Below are 26,753 nucleotides of genomic sequence, written 5' to 3'. Positions count from 1 at the left end.
ATGAGCAATCCCAAATATAAAGCAAAAAACGCCCAGAACCCTGGGCGTTTTTTATTTTTCTTAGATTAAGGAATAACCGGGATTAAAAACTCGTTATCCACCCATCTTAACCTGCTACCATTAAAATCAACACTTTTTCTTATCCCCAATTCTTATAAACTTTCGCATGTATTTACCGATATTAAAAGGGTCAATAACTAGTTTGTTTTGTTTTTCAGTTAGTTACTCAGCAATGAGGTAACTCCATCACGAAACGGAGGATAACAATGTCAGAAATCCTGCAAGACGAAGATACTCAAGCAGGAATGTATTTAACGTTCATGTTGGGAAGTGAAAATTTCGGTCTTGATATTAAGTATGTTAGGGAGATTATCGGAATTCAGAAGATAACAGAGGTTCCCGAGGTACCGGATTATATCCGCGGAATCATTAATCTTCGCGGCAAAATTATACCGGTTACGGATGTACGTCTGCGGTTCAAAAAGGAACTCAAAGAGTATAATGACCGGACGTGTATTATTGTCATTGAAGTCCAGGATTATTCGATTGGGCTAATAGTTGACAATGTATCAGAGGTTTTGACCATTGAGCCGGAAAACATCGTAACACCACCTGACTTTGGCCATCATTTGAATAAGTATGTAAACGCCATTGGCAAGGTTGGGACTGAAGTAACTCTATTGCTTAACAGTGAGATGCTGCTGAATAAAGATGCTGTAGATGAACTAGTACATAAATAATAAAGATAAAACAATACAAGGAAAACAACAGGAGGATATAAACATGAAATGGATTCACAATATGAAGATTGGCCGCAAGTTACTCTTGGCTTTTATGATCGTTTCGCTTTTCACAGGAGTTGTCGGCTCAATTGCTATTTTCAATATGAAATTGATTAATAACGATTATACAGAGTTGTATAAGGATTATGGTGTTGCCACGGCTGATATCGCAAATGTCGGTATTGATTGGAATGATTTTCGGGCAACAGCACGGGCATTGTTATTGGCAGATAACCAAGAGGCTAGGGAAACAAATAAGGCTAGATTGGATGAATTGATGGTTTCCATCGAGCAAAGCGCAAAAGAGTATGGGAAATCAATAGATAATGAGGAAACGCGTCAAACATATGATGCACTTCTCGTTGCAATCGATAATTATAATGCGTGGTATCCAAAGTTAATTGCCCTTGGAATGGGAGGTAAGGTTGCGGAAGCGAAAGTAATCAATTCTGCTGAAGGAGTTCCACTTGCAAACGAAATTGACAAGAATATTGATGAATTATTTACACAATCCAAAGAAAATGGTCAGAAGAAAGCAAATCTAATAGAAAAACAGACAAACCAAACTGTCACCACTCTTATTTTCACCGTAATTGGTACTGTAATTGTTGCTATGTTACTGGGTTATTTTATGTCTATGCTAGTTAAAAAACCAGTAATAAAAATGGTTCATGCCGCCGAACAAATAGCAGCTGGAAATCTGGATATTACTATAGACATTGATACCAAGGATGAAATTGGTTCCCTTGCCAGCGCTCTTCGTAAAATGAATGACAAATTGAATGAGCTGATCCATGAAGTTCGATCTGCATCTGAGCAGGTTGCTTCTGGTGCAAAACAGATATCAGAGACTAGCATAACGTTATCTCAAGGTGCTACAGAGCAAGCGAGTTCAATTGAACAATTGTCTGTTACTGTGGAGGAAATTTCGACACAAACAAAACAGAACGCCGATAGTTCGAATAATGCTAACCTGTTGGCAAAGGAAGCCATGAAGCGAGCTGGTGAAGGAAATTCCCAAATGACCGATATGCTAAAAGCTATGGACGATATTAACGTATCCTCCGAAAGCATTTCAAAGATAATTAAAGTAATTGATGAGATTGCTTTTCAAACAAATATCCTTGCCTTAAATGCAGCAGTCGAAGCCGCACGGGCAGGTCAACATGGTAAAGGTTTTGCGGTTGTAGCTGAGGAGGTACGCAACTTGGCAGCGAGATCGGCAAATGCTGCCAAAGAAACGACTGAAATGATTGAAGGATCAATCCGCAAGGTAGAAGGCGGTACTAAAATTGCCAACGAAACGGCAGCGTCCCTTACTAAAATCGTTGAGGATGTAGCCAAGGTAGCAGAGCTTATCAATGATATATCTTTTGCATCGAATGAACAATCCGTTGCCATCAGCCAAATTAATCAGGGAATCGTCCAAGTTTCACAAGTAGTTCAAGCCAACTCCGCAACCTCGGAACAAAGTGCTGCGGCGAGCGAGGAACTATCCAGCCAGGCAGAGACCCTGAAAAATAAGGTAAGCCAGTTTAAGCTAAAAGACTCTCCTTCTTTAAGCAGCTTAAATCTTGACCAGAATGTACTTGAAAAACTGGCACAGGAACAATTAACAAGCTCTTACTCCCAAGCGGCAGCATCCCGCCAGCAAATCGTATTAAGTGATGACGAATTCGGTAAATACTAAGTAAAAATTAGGCGTATTATCACCCAACTCAATATCCATTCAAAAACGGCCCTCGTTCTTTATTTTTTGGGGCCGTTTTTTTACGTTTCTGTGTATGACCAATACTCATGAACAACAATAAAATAAATTCTATTGTTGTTCATGAGTAGTGTGTTTAATAAGTTTTAGTAAGAAAAGCTTGATAATATTCTTTCTAAGAAGTGCTGTTTTAGTAAATGTTGCTTTTAAGTATAGTTTTCTTACCCGTTAAGTAGTTCTAATATTGGGGCTGTAACGTTATCAAATTTACCCTTATCATCCACTGGAATCCAAGCTACATCAATAATGTCTGCGTTAGCTTCATTATCCGAATCGAGGTAAAGTTCTCCGCCAATAATTTCCCCAACGAAAGTATATTTAGTAGAGTTTTTAAATAGTAATCTATTTATTTTCACATCGTATCCAGTTTCTTCTTTAAATTCTCTAATACAAGCTTGTTCAGGAGTTTCGGTTTCTTCAATTCCGCCACCAGGATAGTTCCAAACGATATCTCCCCTTTGAACGTATTGTTTGACCATTAAAATTTTGTTTTCTTGAATTACAAGGGCTTGCGCAATCATTACTTCACCTCCAATTAGCAAGTACACTAACCATGTATGATGGGGGATTGTTCATGTTCTTCCAAAGAAAACAGTAGACCTACAAGTTCTTCCCTAAGTAAAAAGGTTTTGCTTTTTCTTATCCCGGGTATATTTAGTAACGTATGATTATAATCGATCGATCTTGCAAGAAATCATATATAGGCGGATAGCATGCGTGGCTATCACGGTATTTGGCGTAGGTGGGGCCAAATACCTTTTTTGTGCAATTAGAGCTTTTCTTACTTGCCTGTTAAAAGATAAAATTTTTTAATAACAGAAAACCAACTAGTAAAACACTACCAATCACAATAAACAACCCAACCAGTATAAATCCGTAAACAAAGCCTTTCCCCATTGCAAATAAATCTAAAAACATGTTTCTGAAGGTATCAATCACTTTATACATAGCTCTCCCCCGACCAATTTTTTGCCGCAAAAAAACACATATAATTTGTCCATATCTTATCTAGAACTCCAGAAAATTGGTTATATCTGTATTATAAATGATTCTTCGTCTTTGGAACAAATTTACATAAACTTTTTTGTTGTTACCATTCTTCATTACTTATTGTGGTGAATGTCTGTAATATTCCCCTACCAGTTTTACAAAATTTTTGGCAGGCTTAGAGACAAAATGATGTTCAAGCCAAATGACTCCTAAAGAAGAGTTCATATTGCCATTGGTGATTGGCGCCCCGTAAAGTGTTTTTGCCCCATACACATCAAAAACAGATTTTGGTACAATCGTTACCCCCATTCCAGCGCTAACCAATTCCATCAATACATGCATATCAGAGCATTCAGCAATCTTTGTCAGTTGAAGCTTTTGACTAGTAAATGCTTCAAGAATAGTGTTGTATATCCCCAAGCCTTCTGTGCTAGGAATAATAAGAGGCATGCGTGAAACTTCTTCCAAGGATATAGTGTCTACCTCCATTTTGCTCACGAAAATGAAAGGCTCATTAATAAGAGGATGATATGTCAAATCTTGATGTTCCAGTGGAAGACGTACAAATGCGATTTCAATCGCCCGCTTTTTAACCATTTCAGCTAAATAAATTGAATCATTTTGAACAATTTTTAATGACACAAGGGGATAATTTTGGTGAAAGGATTGAAGCATTTCCGGAAATCCTGAAACCGATAATGTATTAATTCCTATGTTTAGCGCGCCCTTTTTCCCCTCTTCTGTATCCTCTATTTCATTTTTAATTTCTTCAAAACTATTCACTACTTGCCTAGCCCGTTGATAGAGTATATGTCCCTTATCGGTTAACTCCATACTCTTTCCATTTCTCTCAATCAATTTCACACCCAGTTCATCCTCTAATTGCTTCAACACTATGCTTAGAGGCGGCTGAGACATATGAAGTCGATTTGCAGCGGCTGTTATGTTCCTTTCTTCAGCTATCGCTATGAAATATCGTAATTGCTTAATATCCATCGTCTTCCTCCACTATTTAAAAAATATATAGTTTTTATATAAATTATATATTTTTCATATAGAGATGTCCATGTTACGATTACGAACGGAAAACAATTAAAGGAGACAAACATGGAACGTCTATTTAAATTTCAGCAACATGGCACGACACTTTCAAAAGAATTTTCTGCTGGTTTTATTTCGTATATAACCGTTGTCTACATTATTATTGTCAATGCTACGATTTTGGCTGAAGCGGGTATTCCGCTGGAGGCAGGAATCATTGCGACAATATTAACTAGTTTCTTCGGGTGTTTACTTATTGGGTTTTGGAGTAACACTCCTATTCTTCTGATTCCTGGTATGGGGCTCAATGCGATGTTTACTTATACAATCGTTCAATCAGGGGGATTTACTTGGCAGGAAGCATTGGCGATGGTTTTCGTGACAGGGTTGATTTTCGTGGTCATTGCCTTTACACCGATAGCAAAAGTGATAACAACCTCAATTCCTAATTCCTTAAAGGAAGCCATAAACATTGGAATCGGAGTCTTATTGATATTAATTGGGTTTGACAATGCTGGTATTATCACGAGTTCCGAGCACACCCTGCTGGCAATTGGAGATTTAAGCAGTCCCACAGCAATTTCTACAATTATTGGTTTGATCATCACGGTACTATTATTCATCAAAAATGTACCTGGAAACCTTCTTTTAAGTATTTTAATTACATCGGTGTTATCAATTTGGATGGGACAATCCAACCTCGAAGGCATTTCCCTTACAACGCCATCGTTTGAAGCATATTTTGGCGTGTTTGGACAACTATCTTGGGCACAAGCAGGGAATATAGTCTTTTGGCTAACTTCACTATCTCTTGCCATGGTGGTTGTGTTTGAAAATATTGGTTTAATCCATGGACACACCAAGATGCTAAACAGATCTCAGGGAAGTAAGAAATCACTACAGGCGACAGGCATTTCGGTTCTAGCTTCCGGAATATTTGGTACAAGTCCCACTGTTGCATCAGTAGAATCGGCAGCTGGTATAACAGCCGGTGGAAGAACAGGGTTAACTTCCATAGTGACCGGACTATTGTTTCTTGTCTCGGTTTTGTTCATCCCAATTATTAAAATTGTTCCATCAAGTGCAGTTTCGCCGATTCTGATTTTAATAGGTGTTATTATGCTGCAAAACATTGTTCATATTTCAATGGAAGACTTATCAGAGAGCTTTCCGGCACTTTTAATTATTGTGCTGATTCCTTTAACTTATAGTATTGCAGACGGTATGGCAATCGGCTTTGTCCTATACCCATTGTTGAAGCTTTTGTTGGGAAAAGGAAGGGAAGTTCACCCAGTGCTTTATTGTATTGCCATTCTGTTTTTTAGCAATTTTGTTATTCAATACGTGCTTACTTAAGAAAGTAGAGACAGATCGTTCGTAAGTTTGAAGGGAGGCTTGAATAGTGTACGAATATAAATTCGTTCAAGTTAAACTAAGTAGATGGAACAATGCACCGAAAGAGAATTATCATGAGATTATTGCCAGCCATGCAAAAGATGGGTGGAGATTCGTTCAATTATTTGCGCCGGTTACTTCAGGAAACGGTTATTCTTCTTTTTTTGAAATTATCTTTGAAAAATCCTTAAATTAATCAGGCAATTAGAAAGCCCCTCCCATTCACTTCACAGGGAGGGGTTTTTCATTATTCTTAATAAAGCCTCTTTGAATAACCCTCTTGAAGCCTTTCCTGAATGGATTCTACACTTATATTAGGGAGTTTAGCGTGCTCAAATATTGCTTTGGCAGCCGATGGCAACACTGCTTTATCTAGCCAGGAATCCCATTCCCATAACCCCGATCGTTTAAAGGCTTTTGCACAATGAATAAAGCACTCTTCTACCTCGACACCAATACCCAAAAGTGGTTTTTTTCCATTGAATGCGATCTTCTGAAGTAGATCATCATCTGTTACCAAAGTGGCTTTACCATTCACTCTCAATGTTTCACCCAGCCCGGGAATAAAAAAGAGAAGGCCGATTCTTGGGTTGGATAAGATATTCCGCATTGAATCGATTCTTTTATTTCCCGGTCTTTCGGGTATCACTAACTGATTCTCGCTTAAAATATGTACAAATCCAGCCTGATCACCTCTTGGAGAAACATCGCAATAACCGAATTCATCCGAAGTTGATATAACCAAAAAGGGTGATTTCAATATAAACTCCACACAATTTTTATCAAGATATGTAATGGCTTTGTTATTTACCAATTCACTCGGAAAACCAATAAGTGCTCGTAATTCGTCTTCTGTTTTAATCGTATTTTTAAAGCTCAAGTGTAGACCTCCACTTATTGTGAAAACAGGGTTATTAACAACTTTCTTGCCTGATCAAAGATTTTATATTCCTGAAAAAACTCGTTATAGTCTTCAATTTTATTCTCCAAAAACTTGTATTGATTATAGAAATCAAAAAAAGACTCCCTCAGCATCTCAATTTGACCTTGTGGGATTTTATTTATTTTACCTCCTAAAACATAACTTAGAGTTCCAGCTATATTCATTAAATAACTATTAAAATCACCAATTAGAAAGTCCTCGTCGTCAGATAAAGCCAAAAATTCCTTTTCAAAATCTTCTAGTATTTTATAAATATCGCTATATGGAAAGGGATTGCCTAATTCATTTTTTATTTCAGCTAGCTGATTTAAGATAGTTTCCATCTCTTCACACCTTTAGGTGCCTGTCACTCCCCGATTTTTCTTGTTTCACGATGAGTTGTTCCACGCTCGCGGCAGGTGAACGCTACATTTATAGCCCTGAACAAAAAATTTATCGCCCTTATCTGCAAATTTATCGCCCATAACTAAAATTATATCGGACTTAACTAAAATTATATCGCCCTTATTCACAATACTGCCACATTTATAAACCCTACAACTAGATAGAAAGATTTATAACAAGTAGGACATTTACTAATATTACGGATATCCCACTCGTTTATTTTTCAATATATCTAGTATTATCTAAATAGAAATGAAACCACTTTAACCCAGGGACAGAAGTTCTTGAAACATAGCCCGAAAATTGCACTTGGCCGTTTTCATATAAAAGAGGACCGACAACTTCTATATCGTGGCCTAATTGATTAACCAAAACAAGAGCTTCAAATATTGCTTTCTCTGGCTCACACACTTGAAACGAAGACTCACAAATCATCTCAAAGAGTGTGTCATCTTTCCAATATCGCTCTACTGAACCGACTTTTTGCCAGTGATTTTTTCAATTCTTTTTATGACAATCTGAGCTTTTTCTTTACTGGTTGCATTTATGTAAAACCGCCAACTAATAGTCTCAAACATTAGCAAGTTCGCCTTGTTTGCATTTACACTTAACACCTTCGATAAGAAAATACTAGTAATAAAAAAAGCGAAAATATAGCGCAATGAAATAATTGAGAATAAATACTACACAGTAAATTTTGGGGATTAAAAATAAGCATCCTTTGTCTTTGCGGGAATAGATTAAAAAGCCAATACAGAATATTAGTTTTATAATATACAAGGGAGCTACCGCAAGATGGTAGTATAATTCAGGAAACGACATGTCCATAGGATCCACTTTATTTCCTCCTAGCTGTTTAGCTACTGGCCTTGCCGCCACTGTTTCAGTAACAATTTCAGGAGATTGGCGTACTCCAATTCTTTAAATTGAAAGTTTTTTAGAGATCAAGAGATTAATCTAAATTCCGATTTGTTTCATTGAACCGGAACCCATATTTCCATCTCATATTCTTCGCTTTCTTCTTTTCCAATCATATTGGTTTTCACAATTTCAATTTCAGGCATGCCCTCTTTTATTTTATATCCTTCCTCATCGAAAACCTTCCACAACTCCCAATAGGTGTTTGGAATTTTTTTGGAGGGACCCATATGTTTAAATACAACATATTTTTGTTCGGGAAAGGTATGAACTGTCATCCCCTTCTCTATTTTGAAGAAATCAACAGATTCAATTTCAATTCCACATGTATAAAAGTAATGATCACTTCTTGGAGGCAGGCACACCCCAACTATTTCATTGATATTGTCATTAATAAAGTTTTTAGCCATATCCCATAATTGCGGAATCGGATAGACAATATCACCATCCCACTTTCCCGCCGCACTGTAACCTACTATTACAAATGAACTCTTTATAACTTCCTTAAACTCCATAGGACCCTCCCTTTTTTTATAAAACTCTAGGCCACTATATGGTCGAGTATAGGAAAAAAATTCGACCTATCTTTTACTAATCAAAAGTTAATACAACTACGATCAACGAAAATATTGCTGCTGTTATTGCATCGTGTTTTGATGAAGTTTTTATAATTGGCATCCAGCTAATTTTACTAGCTAAACTAACAAGCCTTGCAATAATAAAAAAAATAACAAAATAACTTTTAAAGGTAGCAACCATAAAATCCCCCTAATTAATTTATACTCCTTATCAACAAACCTCCCCAAAAACAAAGCATTGTTAGTTTGATAATGCAGGAAGATAACCTCGCCATTGTTTCCAAGCTTCCATATAACCACTTAAATCGTGCGGATGAACTTTAATACATACTCCAATACGTGTATATAACTGAAAAAGAACTTCATCCAAAAGCCGCTCCTTAGTAAAAGAAGCATCACTGTTCCATGATGAAAACAATGAAAAAAGTGTGTGCAAATCAAGACTATCTGGGGAAGAACAAAACGCATAGGTGAAATCGTATATTTTGGGACCTATTAATGGCGAGGGGTCAATAACACCCTTTAATTGGTTATCTTTAAATACGAAGTTATGAACACCAGTATCTCCGTGCAGATAATACTTCTTCTCTTGGAGATGGTAAGAATTTAATTTAGTTACCAATCTCTCAATCCTTTTGTGGTCCTCGCTTGGCAATAAATCGGCAATGTTTTCTTGGGCAAACCCCAAGCTCGCCTGATTAAAATCCACCCAGGTATTTCTTTGAATTCCGTTCACTCTACCCCAGGAAATGTCCGAGACCGCGCTTTTGTATTTATTGAACAGCTCTCGTATAAAAATTGTCATCCATTCTAATTTTTGCCCTCGATTAAAATGGGTCTCTCCTGAAATGTAAGAGTAAACAATAAACTCTTGTTTTTCGTCTGTATAAAGAACATCGGGCAGCAACGTTACATCTTGATAAGCCAGTAGGAAGTCTTGAGTCGGCTTTATAATCTTAGGACTATCTACTTTTATTACATAAGCAGGTATTTTCCTGATTAGGAGGGTATATAAAACACCACTGGTAGTCCCCTTTTTTATTTCCTTTAATTCTAGGTCATCATTCAATAACAAGCCGTTAGTAATAAGTAAATCGATAATCTCATCTATCTTTTCCATCTTTTCAATCCTCTTTAGTCTAATTAAAATTACACATTCTTATAAGTTTAGTTCGCCCCTTTCTTCCAGTATCCTGCAGCGGTTTGGACAATAAAAGAAGCTGTCTTCACCACAGCTAGGTTTTTGCGCCAGCTAGTGCAAAATTAAAGACAGGTAAAATTAAATTCTTCACCTGCCTCTGTTAGCATTCACCCGTTCGGATTAAATCTCTACTTTACCTAGAATTGTATCAATCCGATTACTTTCTTCCTTCTTGTCTATGTACTCAAATAAACCAATACGATTTCCCCAGGGATCAGAAAAGGTGCACCACTTTACTGGAACTTCCTCCCGAGAAAAAACTTCAAAGTCTTCAACTTTTAACTCACGAACTAACCTTAACTTTTCCGCTTCTAAATCCTTAACGGCTAAGCGGAGAGGACCACTGCCTGAAGAAGGTGTTCCTTCCGCCACCTGTAACCAACATCCAGGCACAACTTCCCATTCCACAAATCCATCGTGCGGGATAAAATCAGGTGCCTTTTGCAAAAATGTTTGATACCACTTATGTCCTTCTATCATATCTGTAACCCGAACCTGATAAGTCATTTCAAAAAACATAATAATCCTCCCTAAACTGACTTGGGATTAAACTTCTATATAAAGTTATTTTTGTTATTTTAACAGATGAATAAAATTGACTCTCACTCAAATCTATTTCTGATGTAACCGGTCTTTACACTCTTTCCAAGTTGGAATAGTTTCTGCTTCCCAATTAATTAATTCTAATTTATCTGCGATATTTCGTGATACTTTCATTGCTTTTAAATGATCACCTTTATTTCGATAGACTTTCATATGTTCCGTGCTTTCCCATACTGTCAGAGTCCAGTATGTATCGCCATCCTTCTTTGTTAAAAGAAGAAAATTTTAATCCTTCTGCTTTTTTTGACTGATTAATTGATTTAATTGTATGAAAAAAAAGCTAGGTAACTTTCGCTTTCCTTTTAAATGCAGCCTAGTAACTGAAATAAACATATCGTATTCGTCCTCTCACATAAAAACTATGATAGTAATATTCCATTTAAGGTAAGCAATACCTTCTGCCCCGTTAGTTTAATAAGTAAAAGTCGCCATGTTCGGCAGCACATCGGAGTGCTAGCACCCGTTAGTCAAATCATTTATTAAGGACAGTATTGATTTATTATGTCTAAAAGTCGTTCTGGGTTCTCAGACGGTACAATTTCCGACAGCCTTGCCGCCGCAATAATTGGTGCCCATTGCAACACTTCATCTTTTACCAAACCACTTTTTCCACAATAAAGACCCAGATACATCTCAGCTAACTCATTTGAAAACTGGGAATATAAAAGATATGTACGATAAACATCAGCACGAAAATCCCCCGCACTGGCATCCACCCAATCAAGTATGGTTACGTTGTTATCCGACAAGATCAAATTAAACAAATGGAAGTCTCCATGACACAACTTACTCTTAAATGTCATCCTATTCAATTTTTGTATTAAAGCCGACTTATATCGATTATCCAAACTAGTAGCTGAATCAATTTGACGGCTTAGTTTTTCAGTCATGTGTTCAATAGAATCAGCCTTAGCCTCAACATCATGTATTTTTTGTTGAATATCAACGGAAATATTCAAGTAGTATTCTGCTTGGTCCATGTTTTCAGAAAGAATATCACCTATTGTTCTACCCTTGATAAATTCCATGATAATTGTTTGTTTACCATCTATTTTAGTAACATCTATTATTTTGGGTACAGAAAGCCCACATGAATAAGCATATTTATGCTTTTTGGATTCAATGAAAGATACTGTATCGGGCAAGTAGTCATTAAATACTTTGTAAATCCTGTTATTATAAAGATAAATTTTTGCTGTATTTCCTATTGCTATCGGAGTACCTAAATTCATTAGTTTCTCTCCTTAATTTTTTCCCTAAACTGTAGTAACCTTGATACTAATATTCGCCTTCCTATCTTTGGAATCTTTGTTCGACTAAACTCCCGTTTGTTCAATATGAAAAGCAGCGTATTCAAATTTAGAAGTGTTTAAAACCAACTAAATTAATTTAAATAATTCCATACTGTTTTAATGCGTATTCGATCCCATCTTCACTTGATGGTTTGGTAACAAAATCTGCAACATTTTTCAATTTTTCATTTCCATTCCCCATTGCTATACCTAACCCTACTAATTCCAACATATCAATATCATTTTCACCGTCACCAAAAGCGATTGCTTCCGACTTATCGAAACCAAAGAAATCTAAAGTTTTCATAATAGCTAAAGACTTTGAAACATCCTCCTGCAAAACATTCAACACATAACTATGCCATCTTTTAAATGCTAGGTGCGGAAACTTTTGTTTATACTTTTCAACTGTTTCATCATTTGCAAACAAACACAATAAGAATACGTCTTCGTTATGGATAAAAGGATAAGTCTCGGGATACTCATTTAGAGACAACGTTTCTTTTAAGGCCGTTAAAATCTCTGCCTCTGTTACGCCATTCATACTAAAACCTTCTGTATAAAATGACAAACCGTTATTCTCTAATTTTGCATATTCTACAACTTCTTGAATTATCGTTTTATCCATCGGTACTTTATGAATAACCTCTTGAAGATGTTTCACGTAACCGCCATTCGCTGTAATAAATGTTTCAATTCCTAACTCTTGCAGTTCCTTACACATTGAGAGCGGCCGTCCTGTTGCAGCCACAACCTTTAACCCTTTACGTTTTAAAGTTTTTATAGCTTCAATTGTAGAGAAAGGAATGCTACCATCCTTGTGATTTGTAATAGTCCCATCCACATCGAAAAACACAATTTTATAACTCATATAATCTCCCAAATTACTACCAAAATAATTAGTACCTTTTTAATATTCAACCTTCAGACAGGGAATCCTTCTTTAACCTGCCCCGTTAAACAAAAACGGCATTAATCCTTTTTGGATCAATGCCGCTGTTAGTTCAGAAACAACAATTAAATATCGACCTTCTCAAAATGTTCAACTATCGGAAATGGGTCATAAAAATGATGTAATTGTTTTTTCCATTCTTGATACTCATTTGATTGTCTAAAACCAACTGTATGGTCTTCTAATGATTCCCATTGAACCAGAAGTAAATATTTCCCCTCTTCTTCAATACAACGTTGTAAATCGTGGGATATGTACCCTTTCATTGAAGAAATAATTTTTGAGGCCTCACAAAACGCTTTTTCATATTCCGCTTCCATTCCTTCCTTAACTTGCAGCATAACAGCTTCTAATATCATTTAACTTCCCCCTTTTTAAAAGTATAACAGTAATACCCTTCCAGATACTTTTGTTGAACTCAAATTAATCAATACCAACCTATTGTTAAGTCACCATCATGAAAGTTTTCAATTACATATTTTGATTTAGGGCAATAAATGAATTGATCCCAGCCAATCCAAGACAGTTCGGGGAGGTTTGAAAGAATTCTTTGAACACTTGTTTTCACAAAAGGGTAATCTCCGGATGAGTATAATAAATAAGCCTCCTGAGTGAGATCACAACCTTGGGATCTTAAAACATTACTGATTGCCTCTGGAGTCCAATCATCAACTTTAACTTTGTTCTTCATCTTTTCCCAATCAATTCTACCCCACCACGCTACTGGAAACATTTGAACAAATTCATCCATAATCTGATCTCCTTCCTCTTTTGTTAAAGGAAAGACATCTTCTCTTCTATCAAAACAATTTAAAACCTCAGCTTCTGAACGCATTCGGTCTAGTTCTTCAATTTTCTGTTTTTGTTTTTGTAATAACATGGCCAACCTAGCCTTTTGTTGCTCGTTCATTGTTCTTCGATCTTTATTCACCCTGGCTCACCGCCCCAGACATTTATATACGCAACAAATTTATTTAGTATTCACCCAGTCCGGAATTAAGACACCGAAGTATTTGCCTATCTTCTCCACTTCAGTCATAGTTCGGCTTATTCCTACTTCAGATAAAAACCAATTTTCTTTAGTAATTCCATACCTATCTATAACAGGAGAAACAAGAAACTCTGTTTCTATCGGAAACTCATGCTGATAACATAATAACGCTCTCCTTGAATGTCCTGCTTTACAAACGATTATAGCTTTTTTAAAAGGAATTTCCTCTTTATTAAGAATAACCAATGAAAAACGGGCATTTTCTAATGTGTGTTGTGCTTTGTCTTCCTTTAAGATTGCTTCCTCAGGCACTCCATTTTCAATGGCCAAATTCCTTAAGTACTCCCATTCGGTAGTACCTACGTGCGGTTTATACCCACCCGATGGGAGTATGTACGGTGCTAATCCTTGATGATACAGAGCTGCTGCTTTTTCCATTAGTGGCGGATGGTTCGCTCCAGGAACCAAAATCACGTCAGCTGGGGAGAGTTCAGATTCTACGAAAATAAAGTCTGTAATACAATCAAACGGATAACTCATAAGATATCCCCTTTTTTTTCAGGTACTTTTTAATTGTTTGGAGGCGACACGGGTGTGTTTTGACCGATAAAAATTTTATTGGACTGATATATTTTTTATTAGACCGATAAACTAGAAAATTGTTCTATTAAAAGAACAAACAGAACCCTGAAGGCTATTAGTCCTTCAGCAAAAGCCAACCACAGAGTAACCCATAATTATTACTCCATACCACCATTCTAATTAAGCCTTTCTTATAATAGCAAAGGAAATTTGACGTATTCCACTGGGACTAAATATGCCCACCGTAAAAATTTTATAAAAAACGCATTGTTTTTCTACAAGAATAGATACTAAAAAGAATTAATCAAATGAAGGTGATTGACAATGAATTATCAAAGTAAGGTTGAAAGCATTCTTGGTGTGGATATCCGTGTTCGGTCCCGAATTTGTGATAAGGAAAATGGAACTTATGACCCTTTTAGCAAACCCTTAATTCATAAAAAAATTAATGGGCAAGTAATTACCCCGCTGGATGTAGGAAGGTTATGGAGAAATAATTATTAAATGGACTTTTAATGCTTCACATGTAACACAAACTTGTCCGACCAGTTCAGATAGTCTGATTTGTTTTCCGTCGAAATAATGTTGTTTGGGAATGAACAAAGTAAAATGGCTTCAACAAAAAAGCGTCAATCCTGCTTTGGACCAACGCATCTGTTTCAATTAAGAACATTACTTATTCAGCTCTCAATCACCTTACTCTTTTCATATTGTTTCAAGCTGCTTTTTATACTCATCTTTTAGTTGTCCCTTTTCATAATGGGACAATGGATGAAATGAGAGTACTGGTTCATTCGGAATATTTAACAGCTTTTCTCGATACTCATTAAAAAGTTCTTCTTTTATATCATCCTTTGCACTTGCATGGAATATGAACGGTTTAATCACATCCATTCCACAAAAGAATAATTTTTCATGCTGGATATTAAAAAGCCGCTCGTCCAAATCGCCTTTTAAGCCATGTATACCGTAATTGGCCAAACTGGATGCACCATGGGTGATTGATAACATTGCTTTTTTTCCACGTAGGTTTCCCTGGTCATAATGCCCTGGCCCATAAGCAAAGTTATACGCTAAAACCCTATCAAACCAGCCCTTAAGAATGGCAGGGGACTCTGTCCACCAAATAGGGAATTGAAAAATAACAATTTCTGCCCAGAGCAAGTTGTCTTGTTCTTCGAGTATATCGTTTGTAAAGGTCCTGTTTTTTGATGCGTGGTATTGTTCCATTATATAATTCAGTTGTTCTGGATTATGTAATACAGTGAAGTCATTCCGGTCGGCGACAGCTTTAAAATTTTTCCCATAAAGGTCCGATACAATCACATCATGTCCCGCTGCTGAGAGCGTTTCGACTGCGAAGTCTTTTAAAAAGCCATTCAAAGACTTGGGCTCCGGATGGGCAAACACAATTAAGATGTTCAATGGGTTTCCTCCTAATACAAATCTGCTGACTAATCCCCGGTAATAAGGATACTCTCTACTCCTTCCGTACTTAGGCTATCAATTAAGAATTTAATGGCTGCAAGTATTCTTTATCTATATGTATTCTGTAATTTTTTAAATCCTGAATAAAGCCATTAAGCTCTTCTGTCTGCCAGTATATATTGGACGTATAATAGTCCTTTACGTTTCTTAAATATTTATAAGTTCCCCAATTTTTCGTATCAAGAAAAATAGCATGGTGCAACTGGGGCTCGATTTCAACTATACGAAGCTCATTTCCATCTCGATCAAAAAGCTGTACGTCTAACATTTTTTCGTTCCCCTTTAAGAAAGCACCCTCCAGCAAGAGCTGCGAAATCTCTCTCAGAAGGGTGCCTTTTGCATTTATTGAACTTTTACAGTAGCTGGTTTGCTTTTGTTTTTCGATGCGTCGACGGCGTAGACTGTCAGGATTGTGCCTAGTTTTTGCTTTGGAATCGCGATTTTGAATGTACCTGTAGTTGTTGCTTTTCCTGAAGCAATTTGTTTTGTCCCGACATTGACCAAAATCGTGGCACTCTTTTCGGCGGTCCCAGTTACATACACACTGGAAGTTGTAACCTTATTGACGACTGGAGTGGCTGGCGCTATTTTATCCGATACCTTCACTGGAAGGCTTGTGAAATTCTTGCCGCTGACCGATGTCTCGACTACCTTCATTATTTTTCCTGCGGCCTGCCTCGGAATGGTGATTTTATAGTTTCCATAGGAATCTGCGTATCCAGTCTTGATTAGCACTCCATTAGAGTAGACTTTTATCTTGCTTTTTGAAAATGATTTTCCAGTCACATAGGTTGAAAGATTGCTGACTGGATCCAGGCCTGGCACATACAGCACTGTTTTTACAGAAGCGCTGCCGACGTTTCCTGCCCGGTCGGTTGCCTGGACGGAGATTTTCGTTCCGTACCGCTGTTTAGGGATGCGGACCGAGAACTTGCCGGTTGCGTCCGCTTTGCCTTGGGCGAGATACACACCATTTTTTGAAATCTTCACAGTCGAGTAGGCCTCGGCTTTTCCAGTGACCGCTACGGATTGACTGTACACGTTATTGAGGACAGGTGCGGCTGGCGCGATTTTATCCGACACCGTGACCGGAAGGCTTGTGAAGTTCTTGCCGCTGGCCGAAGTCTCGACTACCTTCATCACTTTTCCCGCAGCCTGCCTTGGAATGGCGATTTTGTAATTTCCGTAGGAATCTGCGTACCCCGTCTTGATAAGCACGCCGTTTGAGTAGACTTTTATTTTACTTTTTGAAAAAGATTTCCCAGTCACGTAGGTTGATAGATTGCTGACTGGATCCAGGCCGGGCACATAGAGCACTGTTTTTACAGAAGCGATGCCGGCATTTCCGGCCCGGTCGATTGCTTGGACGGAAATCCTTGTTCCGTACCTTTGTTTGGGGATGCGGACCGAGTACTTCCCGGTTGCGTCCGCTTTGCCTTGGACGAGATACACACCATTTTTCAAAATCTTCACAGTCGAATAGGCTTCAGCTTTTCCACTGACCGAGACTGACTGACTGTAGACGGTGTTTAGAACAGGTGCTGCTGGTTTTACCCGGTCGATTATGAACTTTACCGTTTTCCTGGCTGCACCCGGCGTGCCGCCTGTGTTTGTCGTTAGTTGATACGTTCCGTCCTTTGTCACAGTTGTTGCCGTGAAAATGGTCTTGATTGTGCTGCCGTCCCAGAGGCTGACCGAGCTGTTTGGCGGAAAATCGATTTTCACGTTTTCGTTAAAATAAGTTGGATCGGATGCCTGGTGGTCATTGACGGTCATCCACCTGTAAGCACTGTAGGTATCCATCGAATATGTCAGCAAGTAAATTCCGTTAGTATTGATGTCGAGCGGGCTCTTCACAGCGATGTCCTTTGTCCTGTCGCCCTCTAGATTGGAAAAAAATTTAATCCCTGCCATCGGGTCAAACGCAGCGCCCTTTTTAATTGCTCCTGCAGTAATCCCAGTAAACACTGGCAACACTTTTACCGTCGGCAAATTGTCAGTAACCTCAATATTAGTTGTATTCCCAACTCCATCTCGCAGGGAAATTAATTCGATATAATAGGTGCCTTCTGTCGCACTTTTGGGAACCTGCAATGTTCCTTCCCATTGATTAGTGGAGGTGGTGGGAGTCAAGTTACCCCAAAATATATCATGTGCGTTATGAAATTCTTTTCCTGTGAATTGCACCTGTACACGCGCAATGCCAGATCCAGAATCCGACCCATTCACAACAACATTCAAGGAATCGCCAGGGTAAAGCTCTTTCTTGTCGACAGTAATAGAATGGAATACCGGTCGGGTAGTATCTGTACTTGCACCTGAAATCGTCAACTGGGCTTCAGCAAGCACGGGGAATGATGGAGCCCAATAAGTTCTCTTGTTGCCGGCATTATCTGCCAGAGACAGATTTCCGATATCGTAAACGCCGTTCTTCGTATACTTCGGAATAGTTATTTCTGCCTCATATTTGCCAGTCGCACTGTTCAAATAAATATCACTGGAAAGGTTATAATCCAATGTTTCAATGTGTCTAAGAGTTAAAGTACCATGAGACAAACCGCTTCCTTCTTCTTTATACCCGATGGTGACAATGACTTTGTCCCCGGGCTTGGCGGCCGTTGTGTTGAGGTTTACCGAGGTAAGTTCTGGGGCAGTGGTATCGGCACCTCCTTCAAGCATCCGGAAGCGCAATTTGGATATCAAAGGTGAACTGGTGTCATAGGTTTGTAAATTGCCTGCTTTGTCATACAGGCTTATGTCCGATACATACCAGTCTCCCTGGAGGAGAGAATTATCGGCACGATACGAAAATTCATACGTATTATTTTCGCCGGTATAGCGCATCATGCTGTTGATTTCCTGGCCGGAGCTGTGCATTAAATTAATATTGGCATCATCCGCAGGGCCCGACTCAAAATCGTCTTCAACCGTAAACTGCATTGTGATGATGTCCCCTGTGCGGAACTCCGTGCCAGTAATTGAGGCATCTTTTAAAATAAGCGGCGTTGTATCATTATCCGCCTTAGCCGGAACCACACCGGCCAGACATACTATAAGCACCAACAGCCCTATTAATCCCCTTTTCACCATTTACCTAAAACTCCCCCTTCAGATAAATTTTCCCTATTTTCCTAATTTTATAGTAAGCGATGAGGAAGGAAAAATATAGAGGGTAAAACGCAGATATAAATAGTATTTATTTCCGATTTAGAGGATGTTTACCATCTCATTTACATATCATACGGTTCACCGTTCTTACTTAGGTAGCCAGCAAAAATAAACGAAGATTTTCCGTTTATTTTTAAATTGGAGCTTGACTTGAGATAAATAAGGGGAGTTTTTCCGGAAGCCAAAGCAGGTTTCCCCATATTATCGTTTTTTGATACAATAGCCGGAATTTCTCCGTCTATTTAAGCTATTTTTTATCCTACTTACTCATTAAACGGAATTTTTCCGTCTAAATGAGTTAATCTAATGAGTTTCTGAAGAAAGAATCCTTTATTGATTGGAGCGGAAATCAAAGAAGAACTTTAGTTTAATCTATATAGTAATGCGATCACATATTCATCAAGTTCCTTCTGGTTAACCTTATTGTATCTATCGGATCCAGATATCCAAGCCTTAACTAGGTTTCCTCGCCATTGCTGTTTTACTAAACCCCTATAGGCCTCACTTTTTATGGACTATTTCTTCTGATTAACCTAGATTCCTCGTTTTTTCATTTTCGGCCGGGCCTACTATCCGATAAGGGTTTATACAAAAACAAGCCAGGAACAAGTCCTGGCTGAAATTTTTATATAACAGATTATTTTAGTCTTCATGTTTGGTTACATGGTTCATTTGTTGTCATGGTCGCCTGCTATTACCTCAATTTGACTTATTTACCATTGTAAACATCTCTTACATTCCAATTTTAACAACATTATACATTCCTCCGCTAGTCCACTTTCTAAAACCATAAATAGTTTTAAGACTGTAGCTCCCAATTAAACCGTTAGGAAATTGGAGAACATTTGCAACACTACTATTGGAAACCTTATATTGGCAGTCGTAGTTTCAAGACAGGGTTCGATTTAAGTTCATTTCCATCTCGGCCAAAAAGCTGTACGTCCAATCTCCCTTTAAGAAGGCACCCTTCCGCAAGGGCTAAAGAGCTCTCTCCGAAGGGTGCCTTTTGATTATTATTGTACTTTTACAGTAGCTGGCTTGCTTTTGTTTTTCGATGCGTCGACGGCATAGACTGTCAGGATTGTGCCTAGTTTTTGCTTTGGAATCGCGATTTTGAATGTACCTGTAGTTGTTGCTTTTCCTGAAGCAATTTGTTTTGTCCCGACATTGACCAAAATCGTGGCACTCTTTTCGGCGGTCCCGGTAACATAGAGACTGGAGGTTGTAACCTTATTGACGACCGGGGCGGCTGGTGCGATTTTATCCGATACCTTCACTGGAAGGCTTGTGAAATTCTTGCCGCTGACCGATGTCTCGACTACCTTCATTTCTTTCCCCGCGGCCTGCTTTGGAATAAGGATTTTGTAATTTCCAGCGGAGTCTGCATAGCCAGTCTTGATGAGCGCCCCATTGGAATAGACTTTTATCTTGCTTTTTGCAAAAGATTTTCCGGTCACGTAGGTGGAAAGATTGCTGACAGGATCCAGACCAGGTACATACAGCACTGTTTTTACAGAAGCGCTGCCGACGTTTCCTGCACGGTCGGTTGCCTGGACGGAGATTTTCGTTCCGTACCGCTGTTTAGGGATGCGGACTGAGAACTTGCCGGCTGTGTCCGCTTTGCCTTGGGCGAGATACTTTCCATTACTCAAAACTTTCACAGTCGAATAGGCTTCCGCTTTGCCGGTTACCGCTACCGATTGGCTGTAGACTGTATTCAGGACTGGTGCTGCCGGTTTTACCCGGTCGATTACGAACTTCAGTGTTTTCTCGGTTGTGTTTTGAGAAAGCGTACTTTTCTGGGTCAAAGACAAGAGACGGTTGGCGCTCGATGTTTGGGTTGTACCTGTGCTGATTTGATAGGAGCCATCCTTTGTCACGGTTGTCGATGTTGAAATAGTTTTCACGGTGCTTCCATCCGACAGGCTGACTGGGTTATTGGCCGGGATTCCTATTTTCACATTTTCATTAAAATAAACCGGGTCCAACGCCTGCTGGTCGTTTACGGTCATCCATCTGTAAGAGTTGTAATAAAGGGTGCCGGACCCATTGGAACTAGGAAATTGATTACTTTTAACCGAGTAGGAAAGCAAATAGAGACCATTGGTTCCGGAATCAACTGTACCCTTCATTACTATATCCTCAGTCCGGTCTCCTTCTGCATTTGAAAAGGCTCTGACTCCTGCTTTCGGATCAAAAGAAGCTCCTTTTAAAATCGAGCCTGATGCAACACCGGTGTAAAACGGCAGGACTCTTACAGTTGGAAGGGTTTCATTATCCAGGACAAACTTGCTATTCCCGACTTGGTCGGCCAAATAGATTTGTTTGATCTCGTATATTCCCTCTTGGACATGGGCAGGAACTTGCAGAGTCCCCTTCCATTCCTTATTTGAGCTTCCTTCTGAGAGGTTGTCCCAAAAGTAATTGAACGTGTTCTCGGAACCTTTCTGCCTGAAAGAGATCTGTGCTTCTTTAATACCCGACCCGCTGTCATATCCCTTCACCACAACGTCAATTGTGTCACCGGGATAAAGTTGGGTTTTGCTAAGGGTCACTTCTTGGAATACAGGTGCAGTATAGTCAGAACTGGCTCCTGAAATTGTCAGCTTAGTGTTTGCGAGCAGCGTATCTCGGACAGCCCAATAACTGATCTCGTTTTCTTTTTTGTCAGTAAGAGAAACATACCCCACATCGTACGTACCGTTTCGTACATACTTCGGAATCGTTATTTCGGCCTGGTACTTTCCAGTCGTGCTATTGAAACGGATGTCTGAAAATAATGGATAATCATCGGTTTGGATATGGCGTAGGCTCAGGGAACCATGGGAAAGCCCGCTGGCATCTTTATATCCGATTGTTACAATTACCTTGTCGCCAGGAACGGCGGTCGTTTTGCTTAGGTTTAGAGATGTAAGGACTGGAGGATCCGTATCAATCGTTGTTTCCCCGTCCAACATACGAAACTTCAGTTTGGATATCAGAGGTGAACTAGTGTCATAGGTCCTGCTATTCATGGCATTGTCATACAGCCTGATATCTTCAACATGCCAGTCCCCGTAAATAAAATGGTCTGCCAGCGCTGAAAACTCATATGTGTTATTACCGATATAGCGCATCATGCTGGGAAATTCTTTCCCAGAACTATGCCTTAGATTAATATCGGCATCCTCAAACGGCCCCGACTCATAATCTTCTTCGACTACAAATCGAATGTTAATTCTCTCTCCAAAATGTAATTCTGTCGCGCTTATAGAAGTGCTTTTCAGAATAAGCGGAGTTGTATCATTATCCGCCTTCGCTGGTGCGACACCCGCCAAACATAAAATGACGACAAACAGCCATACCCAACCCTTTTTCATCACGATGTGAAAACTCCCCTTGTTTGATAATTTTTTACTGTTTTTACTATTTTTATAGTAATCGATGAGGAAGGAAAAAAATAGAGTCTAAAATGAAGAATGAAGTAGTATATATTTCCATTTCCTAGGTTGTTTTAAGTTTGTTTTTTGATATGTCGAAGATTTTAAATACGGGGTGGAAATTTCTATTTGGCAAGGGTTTTCACTAAGGGCTTCATAAGCCGGATTTGTTGTGTTCTTAGAAAATTAAAAAGGCGAAGTGGTTTCATAACCTCGATGGGTGACATTTTTACAAATAATAGAGGCGACTGTCATTCATAACCTCGATGAGTGACATTTGGACAAAATTAAAGAGACGAAATGTCATTCATTTACCTGATGAATGTCATTTTTCACAAACTTATAGAGGCAAACTGTCATTCATAAGCCGGATGAATAACATTTCCATAAACTTATTAAGGCAAACTGTCATTCATACGGTTCTCGGTTGCCGACTTTGTCGATTACATATTGATTGGGCAGACGAAAACCACCCCTAGTTTGCCTGTTTAAATTTTTCGTAGTTTTGTTTAAATTCTTCTTCCGTTACAGCGTAAAAGTCTAGTTTTTTCTCTGTTGTCCAAAGTGACAGGGTTAAGCTGGTGGCTTCGTTATTAAAGTCACCTTTTAGCCGGAACCTTTTTCCGTCTACATAGGTGTATAATTCCAGCATATTTCCGTCTGTAATGCCGTTTAGAGCATAATTGGTTTCTTCATACGGGGTCCCTGCATTACCTGTGTCAGACACTATGAGAAGTGAGGCTGACAATTCGCCTTCTAGAAGCGCTTCGTCAATTTTAATGAACAATAACTGATCGCCGTCAAGCGGAGTATGAAGATATCCGTAAACATTACGGATTTCAGTTAACTGTTCCCTGATTCGGTCTTTTTCATTTTTTTCAACGTTATAGTCTAGTAATGCGGTCACATATTCATCAAGTTCCTTTTGCTTAACTGGATTGTATAAAATAGCTTCTTTCTCTCCGTGTCTTTGCACTGAAAGATGTGGTCCGGAAAACGCTACCTCATATGTGATCTTGTTTCCATCTTTGTTTACGGTTAATTCATATCCGTTCTTGGTCTTCTTTCCAGTCAGAGGATATCTCTGCCTCTCAACTAAAGGCGGTTCATCGTCCTCCTCGATGAGTTTTCCTTCGTGAAAGTACCCTTCCACCTTCCCTTTTCGGCTATTCAGCTCAAACCAATGTATCATAGCGTTGTTACTGTAAACATAGGCGTCATGCTGATTCAGCGGTTCGCTGCTGACCTTCGCCTCGGTTGTTGCCCACCAGGCTGTAAAACCAATCAATAAGCCTATTAGTACAACAGCCATCCCCTTAAATTGGGACTTGTTCATTATTGGTAGCCCTCCTTACCATATACTTATCGCCCTAATATTTGATACCTTACGGAAAGAGATTACTAATTTCATCGTAAGGGATAAGGAGAAAGAAATATAGAATGTTTACGGAAAAGGATTTGAGATTTATTGAAAGATATTGTCGGATTAAAAGTTTGGTTTTTAGAGATGTACATCCTATTCCAGACTCTTCTCTAAAGATTATGTAAACGCAGCTCAAAAACTGTAGCATCTTACTTGTTTATGGGATACGCTTTTAATACTGATAATTTTTGGGAGGCGAGAAAATGCTAGCTAAAATTAAAGCATTACCTGAGAAAGTGGCATTCGCAGTCGGATTAACCTTACTATTAGTTAGTGGAGTTTTGTTGTACTTGTTGCAACTTTTCTTACATATCGGTAATTGGTTTACGATAATTGCTGGAGGCATTATTTGGTTTATTGCTTTCTTATTTATTGCAAGTGCAGCTGATAAAAGAAATACACGAGTTGAAAAGAACTAATAATTTCACTTCATGTTATAGACCATTTTCTAACCTATCCGATTGGTTTTTTACCATCTTAACATTAAACTTGTTCAATTTTTTAAAATTCCATAGTAACGACTAAAGAGGTAATGAACAGGAGGCGATTCTCACGGAAACGGTCAATTTTATTAATAGTAATGATCTTACCAAAAAGGCTGAAGAAGCTTTTTTGCGCCACAAGGCTCTAATCACAAAGGTACTCCCAGAGGCAGATATTCAGCATGTTGGCAGTTCAGCTATTCCAAATAGCATGACAAAGGGAGATTTGGATTTGCAAGTTCGAGTTGATGCTGAAAACTTTCCTAACGCAGTCCACGAACTTTCAAGGTTATATGAGCTTAACGAAGGGAGTACAAAAACCCAATCGTTCAGAGCTTTTAAAGATGATTCGGAAACCCCTCCTTTAGGTGTACAACTAACCGTCATAGATTCGGAATTTGATTTCTTTTGGGAAATACGTAATGTCTTACTATCGAATGAGAAGTATAGAAAGAAATACGATGAATTAAAAAGGAAATATGAAGGAAAAGATATGGAGCTTTACAGAGAAGAAAAAAATAGCTTCTTTGAAAAGTTAATGGAAACTCCTGAATTTTTAAGTCTGAAAACACCTAACAGATCGCAAATGGAGGAAGAAGAGTAATTAAATATATATCACTTTTAAGAGGAAATTGATGATTGTACTAGCTGAATGGACTAGACAGGACAAAATTTTGGGGAACTAACAACTACTCAAGGTTATGGAGAAGCAATTTTGTTAAGCCCCTCTCCAATAAAGAACAAACCCTGCTATAAATAGAATTGGGAACATAATGACAAGAACCCCTATCATTGCAAATCCACTGCCCTCGCTTATTCCATAGAATCTTCCAACTAACCATGAGAGCAGCGGAGCAATGAAAAGCATGGTGGTGATTCCCCAAATTCTTAATTTATTATCTTTTGGTTTATTGTAGCTAAACAAAATTGTGAGTGTTACTGCCACGGCTAGAATGGTCATTGCAACTGTTTCGTATAGCATTTCCGCTCTCCTCACTTTCACTACAGTTCCAAGTCCGGCCCTTTGTCTCTAAAAACCCTTCAAATCTACTTCCACATCCATTTAAATATTTCAATAAAATAAGAGCGTTATCCTTCTTGATTAACCCCAAACTGCAATAAATTTGCTGTACATATTTCTAATTAAAAAAACAGTCTGTTATGCACTATGAATTAAAAGTAAAGTTACAGTATTATCTTTTGAAAGGGATGGATATTCATGTTCGTTAAATTAACAAAAGAGCAACATCAACTTATGATTTCTAATATTCAAGAGTTCTTTTCCGAGGAAAGAGACGAGAATATTTCTGAGTTTGCCGCGGAAAGGGTCCTGGATTTCATTAAGGAATCTATCGCACCTCATTTCTACAACGCCGCTATTTCCGATGCGATCTTCGTAGCTCAGCAGCAGTTCTCGTCACTTGAGGTGGAGATGTCCTCACTAGAGCGACCGATCAAGAAATAATAATAGTTTATTAATATGCCGATTTTCCGCGATAGTTTTGGATCCCCATTACAACTGCAGTGCCAAATGGTTTCAACATAAGGCTTCTTCTGGATTGCTTTTATAGATCGGTTATTTTATGGAATTAGGCTATAATCACCTGCCTCAAGGAGAATGGCACCTCTTTGGGGCTTTATTTTTGACCTCCTCACTCCAGGAAATGATTGCATTTATACATTTTCGAAAGTTCCACCAATAGTACCTTCATATAATATTCCTAAAATAAAAAAATACTGCCGTTGAAAATGGCAGTGGGCATAATGCTATAAGTTGAAGAAGTTGAATGTTTTTGAACAATTCACTCTTAATAAACGGAAAATTCGGAGTATTTTTTAGGAGAAGTACTACATTACTCCTCAACAGAAACTTTTTATTTGATTTTCAGTGATCCCTTTAATTAATCCCAGTTCACTAATCAAAAATTCATGTGCATTTTCTAACATTTTCTTTTCGCTCGAATTAAGTGCTTTTTCTTTCTTCATACGCATCAAATCACGTACAACTTCAGCACCTTCTTGTATTTTACCTGTTTTTATTTTGTCCGTGTTCACTTTATACCTTTGTTTCCACGGCAGTAATTTATCTGATTCTCCATGCTGAAAAATGTGTATGAGGTGTTTTAATGCCATTATGTCAGTAACTGGGCGTATCTTTGAACTTAATATTTTCCCAGTAGGAATCATCACTTGCATATTACTGATAAACATTTTTATGACATAATACTGTTGTTTTTCTCCAGAGATTTCCTTTTCTTCAATGGCTTTAATTATACCTGTTCCGTGCATTGGATAAACAATGTTATCGCCAATTTGAAACAAATAATCCACCTCCATATATGATACATTCTTA

Annotated in this window: 29 protein-coding genes and 1 pseudogene; 8 read left to right on the top strand and 22 right to left on the bottom strand. The window is 38.4% G+C overall.

Annotation, left to right across the window (positions count from 1 at the left end; all coding sequences use genetic code 11):
- Positions 1-266 precede the first annotated feature (266 nt).
- Positions 267-740, top strand: a complete 474-nt coding sequence (locus TY16_RS04980; protein ID WP_043930675.1) for a chemotaxis protein CheW — start codon at positions 267-269, stop codon at positions 738-740.
- 43 nt (positions 741-783) lie between these two features.
- Positions 784-2,472, top strand: a complete 1,689-nt coding sequence (locus TY16_RS04975) for a methyl-accepting chemotaxis protein (RefSeq protein ID WP_043930674.1) — start codon at positions 784-786, stop codon at positions 2,470-2,472.
- A 239-nt stretch (positions 2,473-2,711) separates the two neighbouring features.
- Here TY16_RS04975 and TY16_RS04970 read toward each other — a convergent pair whose 3' ends face one another.
- The 3 genes from TY16_RS04970 to TY16_RS04965 all read right to left on the bottom strand — a co-directional run bounded on the left by TY16_RS04970 (position 2,712) and on the right by TY16_RS04965 (position 4,536).
- Positions 2,712-3,071 (bottom strand): NUDIX domain-containing protein, encoded by a 360-nt coding sequence (locus TY16_RS04970; protein ID WP_043930673.1) that lies wholly within the window; start codon positions 3,069-3,071, stop codon positions 2,712-2,714.
- A 271-nt stretch (positions 3,072-3,342) separates the two neighbouring features.
- On the bottom strand, positions 3,343-3,498 hold the full coding sequence (locus TY16_RS26515; protein WP_197028362.1) for a hypothetical protein: 156 nt from the start codon (positions 3,496-3,498) through the stop codon (positions 3,343-3,345).
- Positions 3,499-3,657: 159 nt separating this feature from the next.
- The gene (locus tag TY16_RS04965) at positions 3,658-4,536 is read right to left on the bottom strand and encodes a LysR family transcriptional regulator (protein WP_043930672.1); all 879 of its coding nucleotides are present in this window, start codon (positions 4,534-4,536) and stop codon (positions 3,658-3,660) included.
- Between the two features lie 111 nt (positions 4,537-4,647).
- Here TY16_RS04965 and TY16_RS04960 point away from each other — a divergent pair, with 111 nt between their 5' ends.
- Together TY16_RS04960 and TY16_RS04955 are read left to right on the top strand one after the other, a co-directional pair.
- Positions 4,648-5,937, top strand: coding sequence for an NCS2 family permease (locus tag TY16_RS04960; protein ID WP_043930671.1), 1,290 nt, complete (start codon positions 4,648-4,650; stop codon positions 5,935-5,937).
- 46 nt (positions 5,938-5,983) lie between these two features.
- Positions 5,984-6,172, top strand: coding sequence for a DUF4177 domain-containing protein (locus tag TY16_RS04955; protein ID WP_043930670.1), 189 nt, complete (start codon positions 5,984-5,986; stop codon positions 6,170-6,172).
- A 57-nt stretch (positions 6,173-6,229) separates the two neighbouring features.
- On the opposite strand, the gene TY16_RS04950 is transcribed toward TY16_RS04955, so the two are convergent.
- The 12 genes and pseudogenes from TY16_RS04950 to TY16_RS04900 all read right to left on the bottom strand — a co-directional run bounded on the left by TY16_RS04950 (position 6,230) and on the right by TY16_RS04900 (position 14,378).
- Positions 6,230-6,856, bottom strand: a complete 627-nt coding sequence (locus TY16_RS04950; RefSeq protein WP_043930669.1) for a pyridoxamine 5'-phosphate oxidase family protein — start codon at positions 6,854-6,856, stop codon at positions 6,230-6,232.
- Positions 6,857-6,870: 14 nt separating this feature from the next.
- A complete protein-coding gene (locus TY16_RS04945; protein ID WP_043930668.1) occupies positions 6,871-7,242 on the bottom strand; it encodes a YxiJ family protein in 372 nt (123 codons plus the stop codon).
- 1,035 nt (positions 7,243-8,277) lie between these two features.
- Complete coding sequence (locus TY16_RS04935) at positions 8,278-8,736, bottom strand: GyrI-like domain-containing protein (protein ID WP_043930665.1); 459 nt, start codon at positions 8,734-8,736, stop codon at positions 8,278-8,280.
- A gap of 76 nt (positions 8,737-8,812) precedes the next feature.
- Complete coding sequence (locus TY16_RS26070; protein ID WP_155922146.1) at positions 8,813-8,980, bottom strand: hypothetical protein; 168 nt, start codon at positions 8,978-8,980, stop codon at positions 8,813-8,815.
- Positions 8,981-9,040: 60 nt separating this feature from the next.
- Entirely contained in the window at positions 9,041-9,919 is an 879-nt protein-coding gene (locus TY16_RS04930) for a phosphotransferase (protein WP_043930664.1), read from the bottom strand.
- Between the two features lie 201 nt (positions 9,920-10,120).
- A complete protein-coding gene (locus TY16_RS04925) occupies positions 10,121-10,519 on the bottom strand; it encodes a VOC family protein (RefSeq protein ID WP_043930662.1) in 399 nt (132 codons plus the stop codon).
- Between the two features lie 93 nt (positions 10,520-10,612).
- Positions 10,613-10,786: pseudogene (locus TY16_RS26805) on the bottom strand (hypothetical protein); the annotation flags it as partial.
- 296 nt (positions 10,787-11,082) lie between these two features.
- Positions 11,083-11,835 (bottom strand): phosphotransferase family protein, encoded by a 753-nt coding sequence (locus TY16_RS04920; protein WP_043930661.1) that lies wholly within the window; start codon positions 11,833-11,835, stop codon positions 11,083-11,085.
- 157 nt (positions 11,836-11,992) lie between these two features.
- Positions 11,993-12,766 (bottom strand): Cof-type HAD-IIB family hydrolase, encoded by a 774-nt coding sequence (locus TY16_RS04915; protein ID WP_043930660.1) that lies wholly within the window; start codon positions 12,764-12,766, stop codon positions 11,993-11,995.
- Between the two features lie 146 nt (positions 12,767-12,912).
- Positions 12,913-13,206, bottom strand: a complete 294-nt coding sequence (locus TY16_RS04910; protein ID WP_043930658.1) for an antibiotic biosynthesis monooxygenase family protein — start codon at positions 13,204-13,206, stop codon at positions 12,913-12,915.
- Between the two features lie 68 nt (positions 13,207-13,274).
- Positions 13,275-13,778, bottom strand: coding sequence for a CDI toxin immunity protein (locus tag TY16_RS04905; RefSeq protein WP_043930657.1), 504 nt, complete (start codon positions 13,776-13,778; stop codon positions 13,275-13,277).
- Between the two features lie 39 nt (positions 13,779-13,817).
- Entirely contained in the window at positions 13,818-14,378 is a 561-nt protein-coding gene (locus TY16_RS04900; RefSeq protein ID WP_043930656.1) for a YdcF family protein, read from the bottom strand.
- A gap of 366 nt (positions 14,379-14,744) precedes the next feature.
- Between TY16_RS04900 and TY16_RS04895 the strand changes: the two genes are divergently transcribed.
- Positions 14,745-14,924: a hypothetical protein gene (locus tag TY16_RS04895; protein WP_043930655.1), complete on the top strand. Its 180-nt coding sequence runs from the start codon at positions 14,745-14,747 to the stop codon at positions 14,922-14,924.
- A 201-nt stretch (positions 14,925-15,125) separates the two neighbouring features.
- Here the strand turns inward: TY16_RS04895 and TY16_RS04890 are convergent, their stop codons facing one another.
- From TY16_RS04890 to TY16_RS04870, 5 genes are all read right to left on the bottom strand, one after another.
- Positions 15,126-15,845, bottom strand: coding sequence for an NAD(P)H-dependent oxidoreductase (locus TY16_RS04890; protein ID WP_043930654.1), 720 nt, complete (start codon positions 15,843-15,845; stop codon positions 15,126-15,128).
- A gap of 82 nt (positions 15,846-15,927) precedes the next feature.
- The gene (locus TY16_RS04885) at positions 15,928-16,176 is read right to left on the bottom strand and encodes a hypothetical protein (protein WP_043930652.1); all 249 of its coding nucleotides are present in this window, start codon (positions 16,174-16,176) and stop codon (positions 15,928-15,930) included.
- Positions 16,177-16,250: 74 nt separating this feature from the next.
- Entirely contained in the window at positions 16,251-18,998 is a 2,748-nt protein-coding gene (locus TY16_RS04880; RefSeq protein WP_043930651.1) for an Ig-like domain-containing protein, read from the bottom strand.
- A 1,091-nt stretch (positions 18,999-20,089) separates the two neighbouring features.
- Positions 20,090-22,435, bottom strand: a complete 2,346-nt coding sequence (locus TY16_RS04875; RefSeq protein ID WP_231505681.1) for an Ig-like domain-containing protein — start codon at positions 22,433-22,435, stop codon at positions 20,090-20,092.
- Between the two features lie 535 nt (positions 22,436-22,970).
- Positions 22,971-23,831, bottom strand: a complete 861-nt coding sequence (locus TY16_RS04870) for a hypothetical protein (protein WP_043930648.1) — start codon at positions 23,829-23,831, stop codon at positions 22,971-22,973.
- 290 nt (positions 23,832-24,121) lie between these two features.
- Between TY16_RS04870 and TY16_RS04865 the strand changes: the two genes are divergently transcribed.
- Together TY16_RS04865 and TY16_RS04860 are read left to right on the top strand one after the other, a co-directional pair.
- Positions 24,122-24,337, top strand: coding sequence for a hypothetical protein (locus tag TY16_RS04865; protein ID WP_043930647.1), 216 nt, complete (start codon positions 24,122-24,124; stop codon positions 24,335-24,337).
- A gap of 127 nt (positions 24,338-24,464) precedes the next feature.
- A complete protein-coding gene (locus TY16_RS04860) occupies positions 24,465-25,004 on the top strand; it encodes a GrpB family protein (RefSeq protein WP_043930646.1) in 540 nt (179 codons plus the stop codon).
- A gap of 114 nt (positions 25,005-25,118) precedes the next feature.
- Here the strand turns inward: TY16_RS04860 and TY16_RS04855 are convergent, their stop codons facing one another.
- A complete protein-coding gene (locus TY16_RS04855; RefSeq protein WP_052342599.1) occupies positions 25,119-25,382 on the bottom strand; it encodes a hypothetical protein in 264 nt (87 codons plus the stop codon).
- A 237-nt stretch (positions 25,383-25,619) separates the two neighbouring features.
- Between TY16_RS04855 and TY16_RS04850 the strand changes: the two genes are divergently transcribed.
- Positions 25,620-25,865: a DUF2164 domain-containing protein gene (locus tag TY16_RS04850; RefSeq protein ID WP_043930645.1), complete on the top strand. Its 246-nt coding sequence runs from the start codon at positions 25,620-25,622 to the stop codon at positions 25,863-25,865.
- A 395-nt stretch (positions 25,866-26,260) separates the two neighbouring features.
- On the opposite strand, the gene TY16_RS04845 is transcribed toward TY16_RS04850, so the two are convergent.
- Positions 26,261-26,722, bottom strand: coding sequence for a CarD family transcriptional regulator (locus TY16_RS04845; protein ID WP_197028361.1), 462 nt, complete (start codon positions 26,720-26,722; stop codon positions 26,261-26,263).
- Between the last annotated feature and the right edge of the window lie 31 nt (positions 26,723-26,753).

The sequence above is a fragment of the Bacillus sp. EB01 genome, from assembly GCF_000613125.1.
Taxonomy (GTDB): domain Bacteria; phylum Bacillota; class Bacilli; order Bacillales; family Cytobacillaceae; genus Bacillus_D.
Note: the sequence above shows the minus strand (reverse complement) of the source record. Positions and strands in the feature narration are given on the sequence as shown.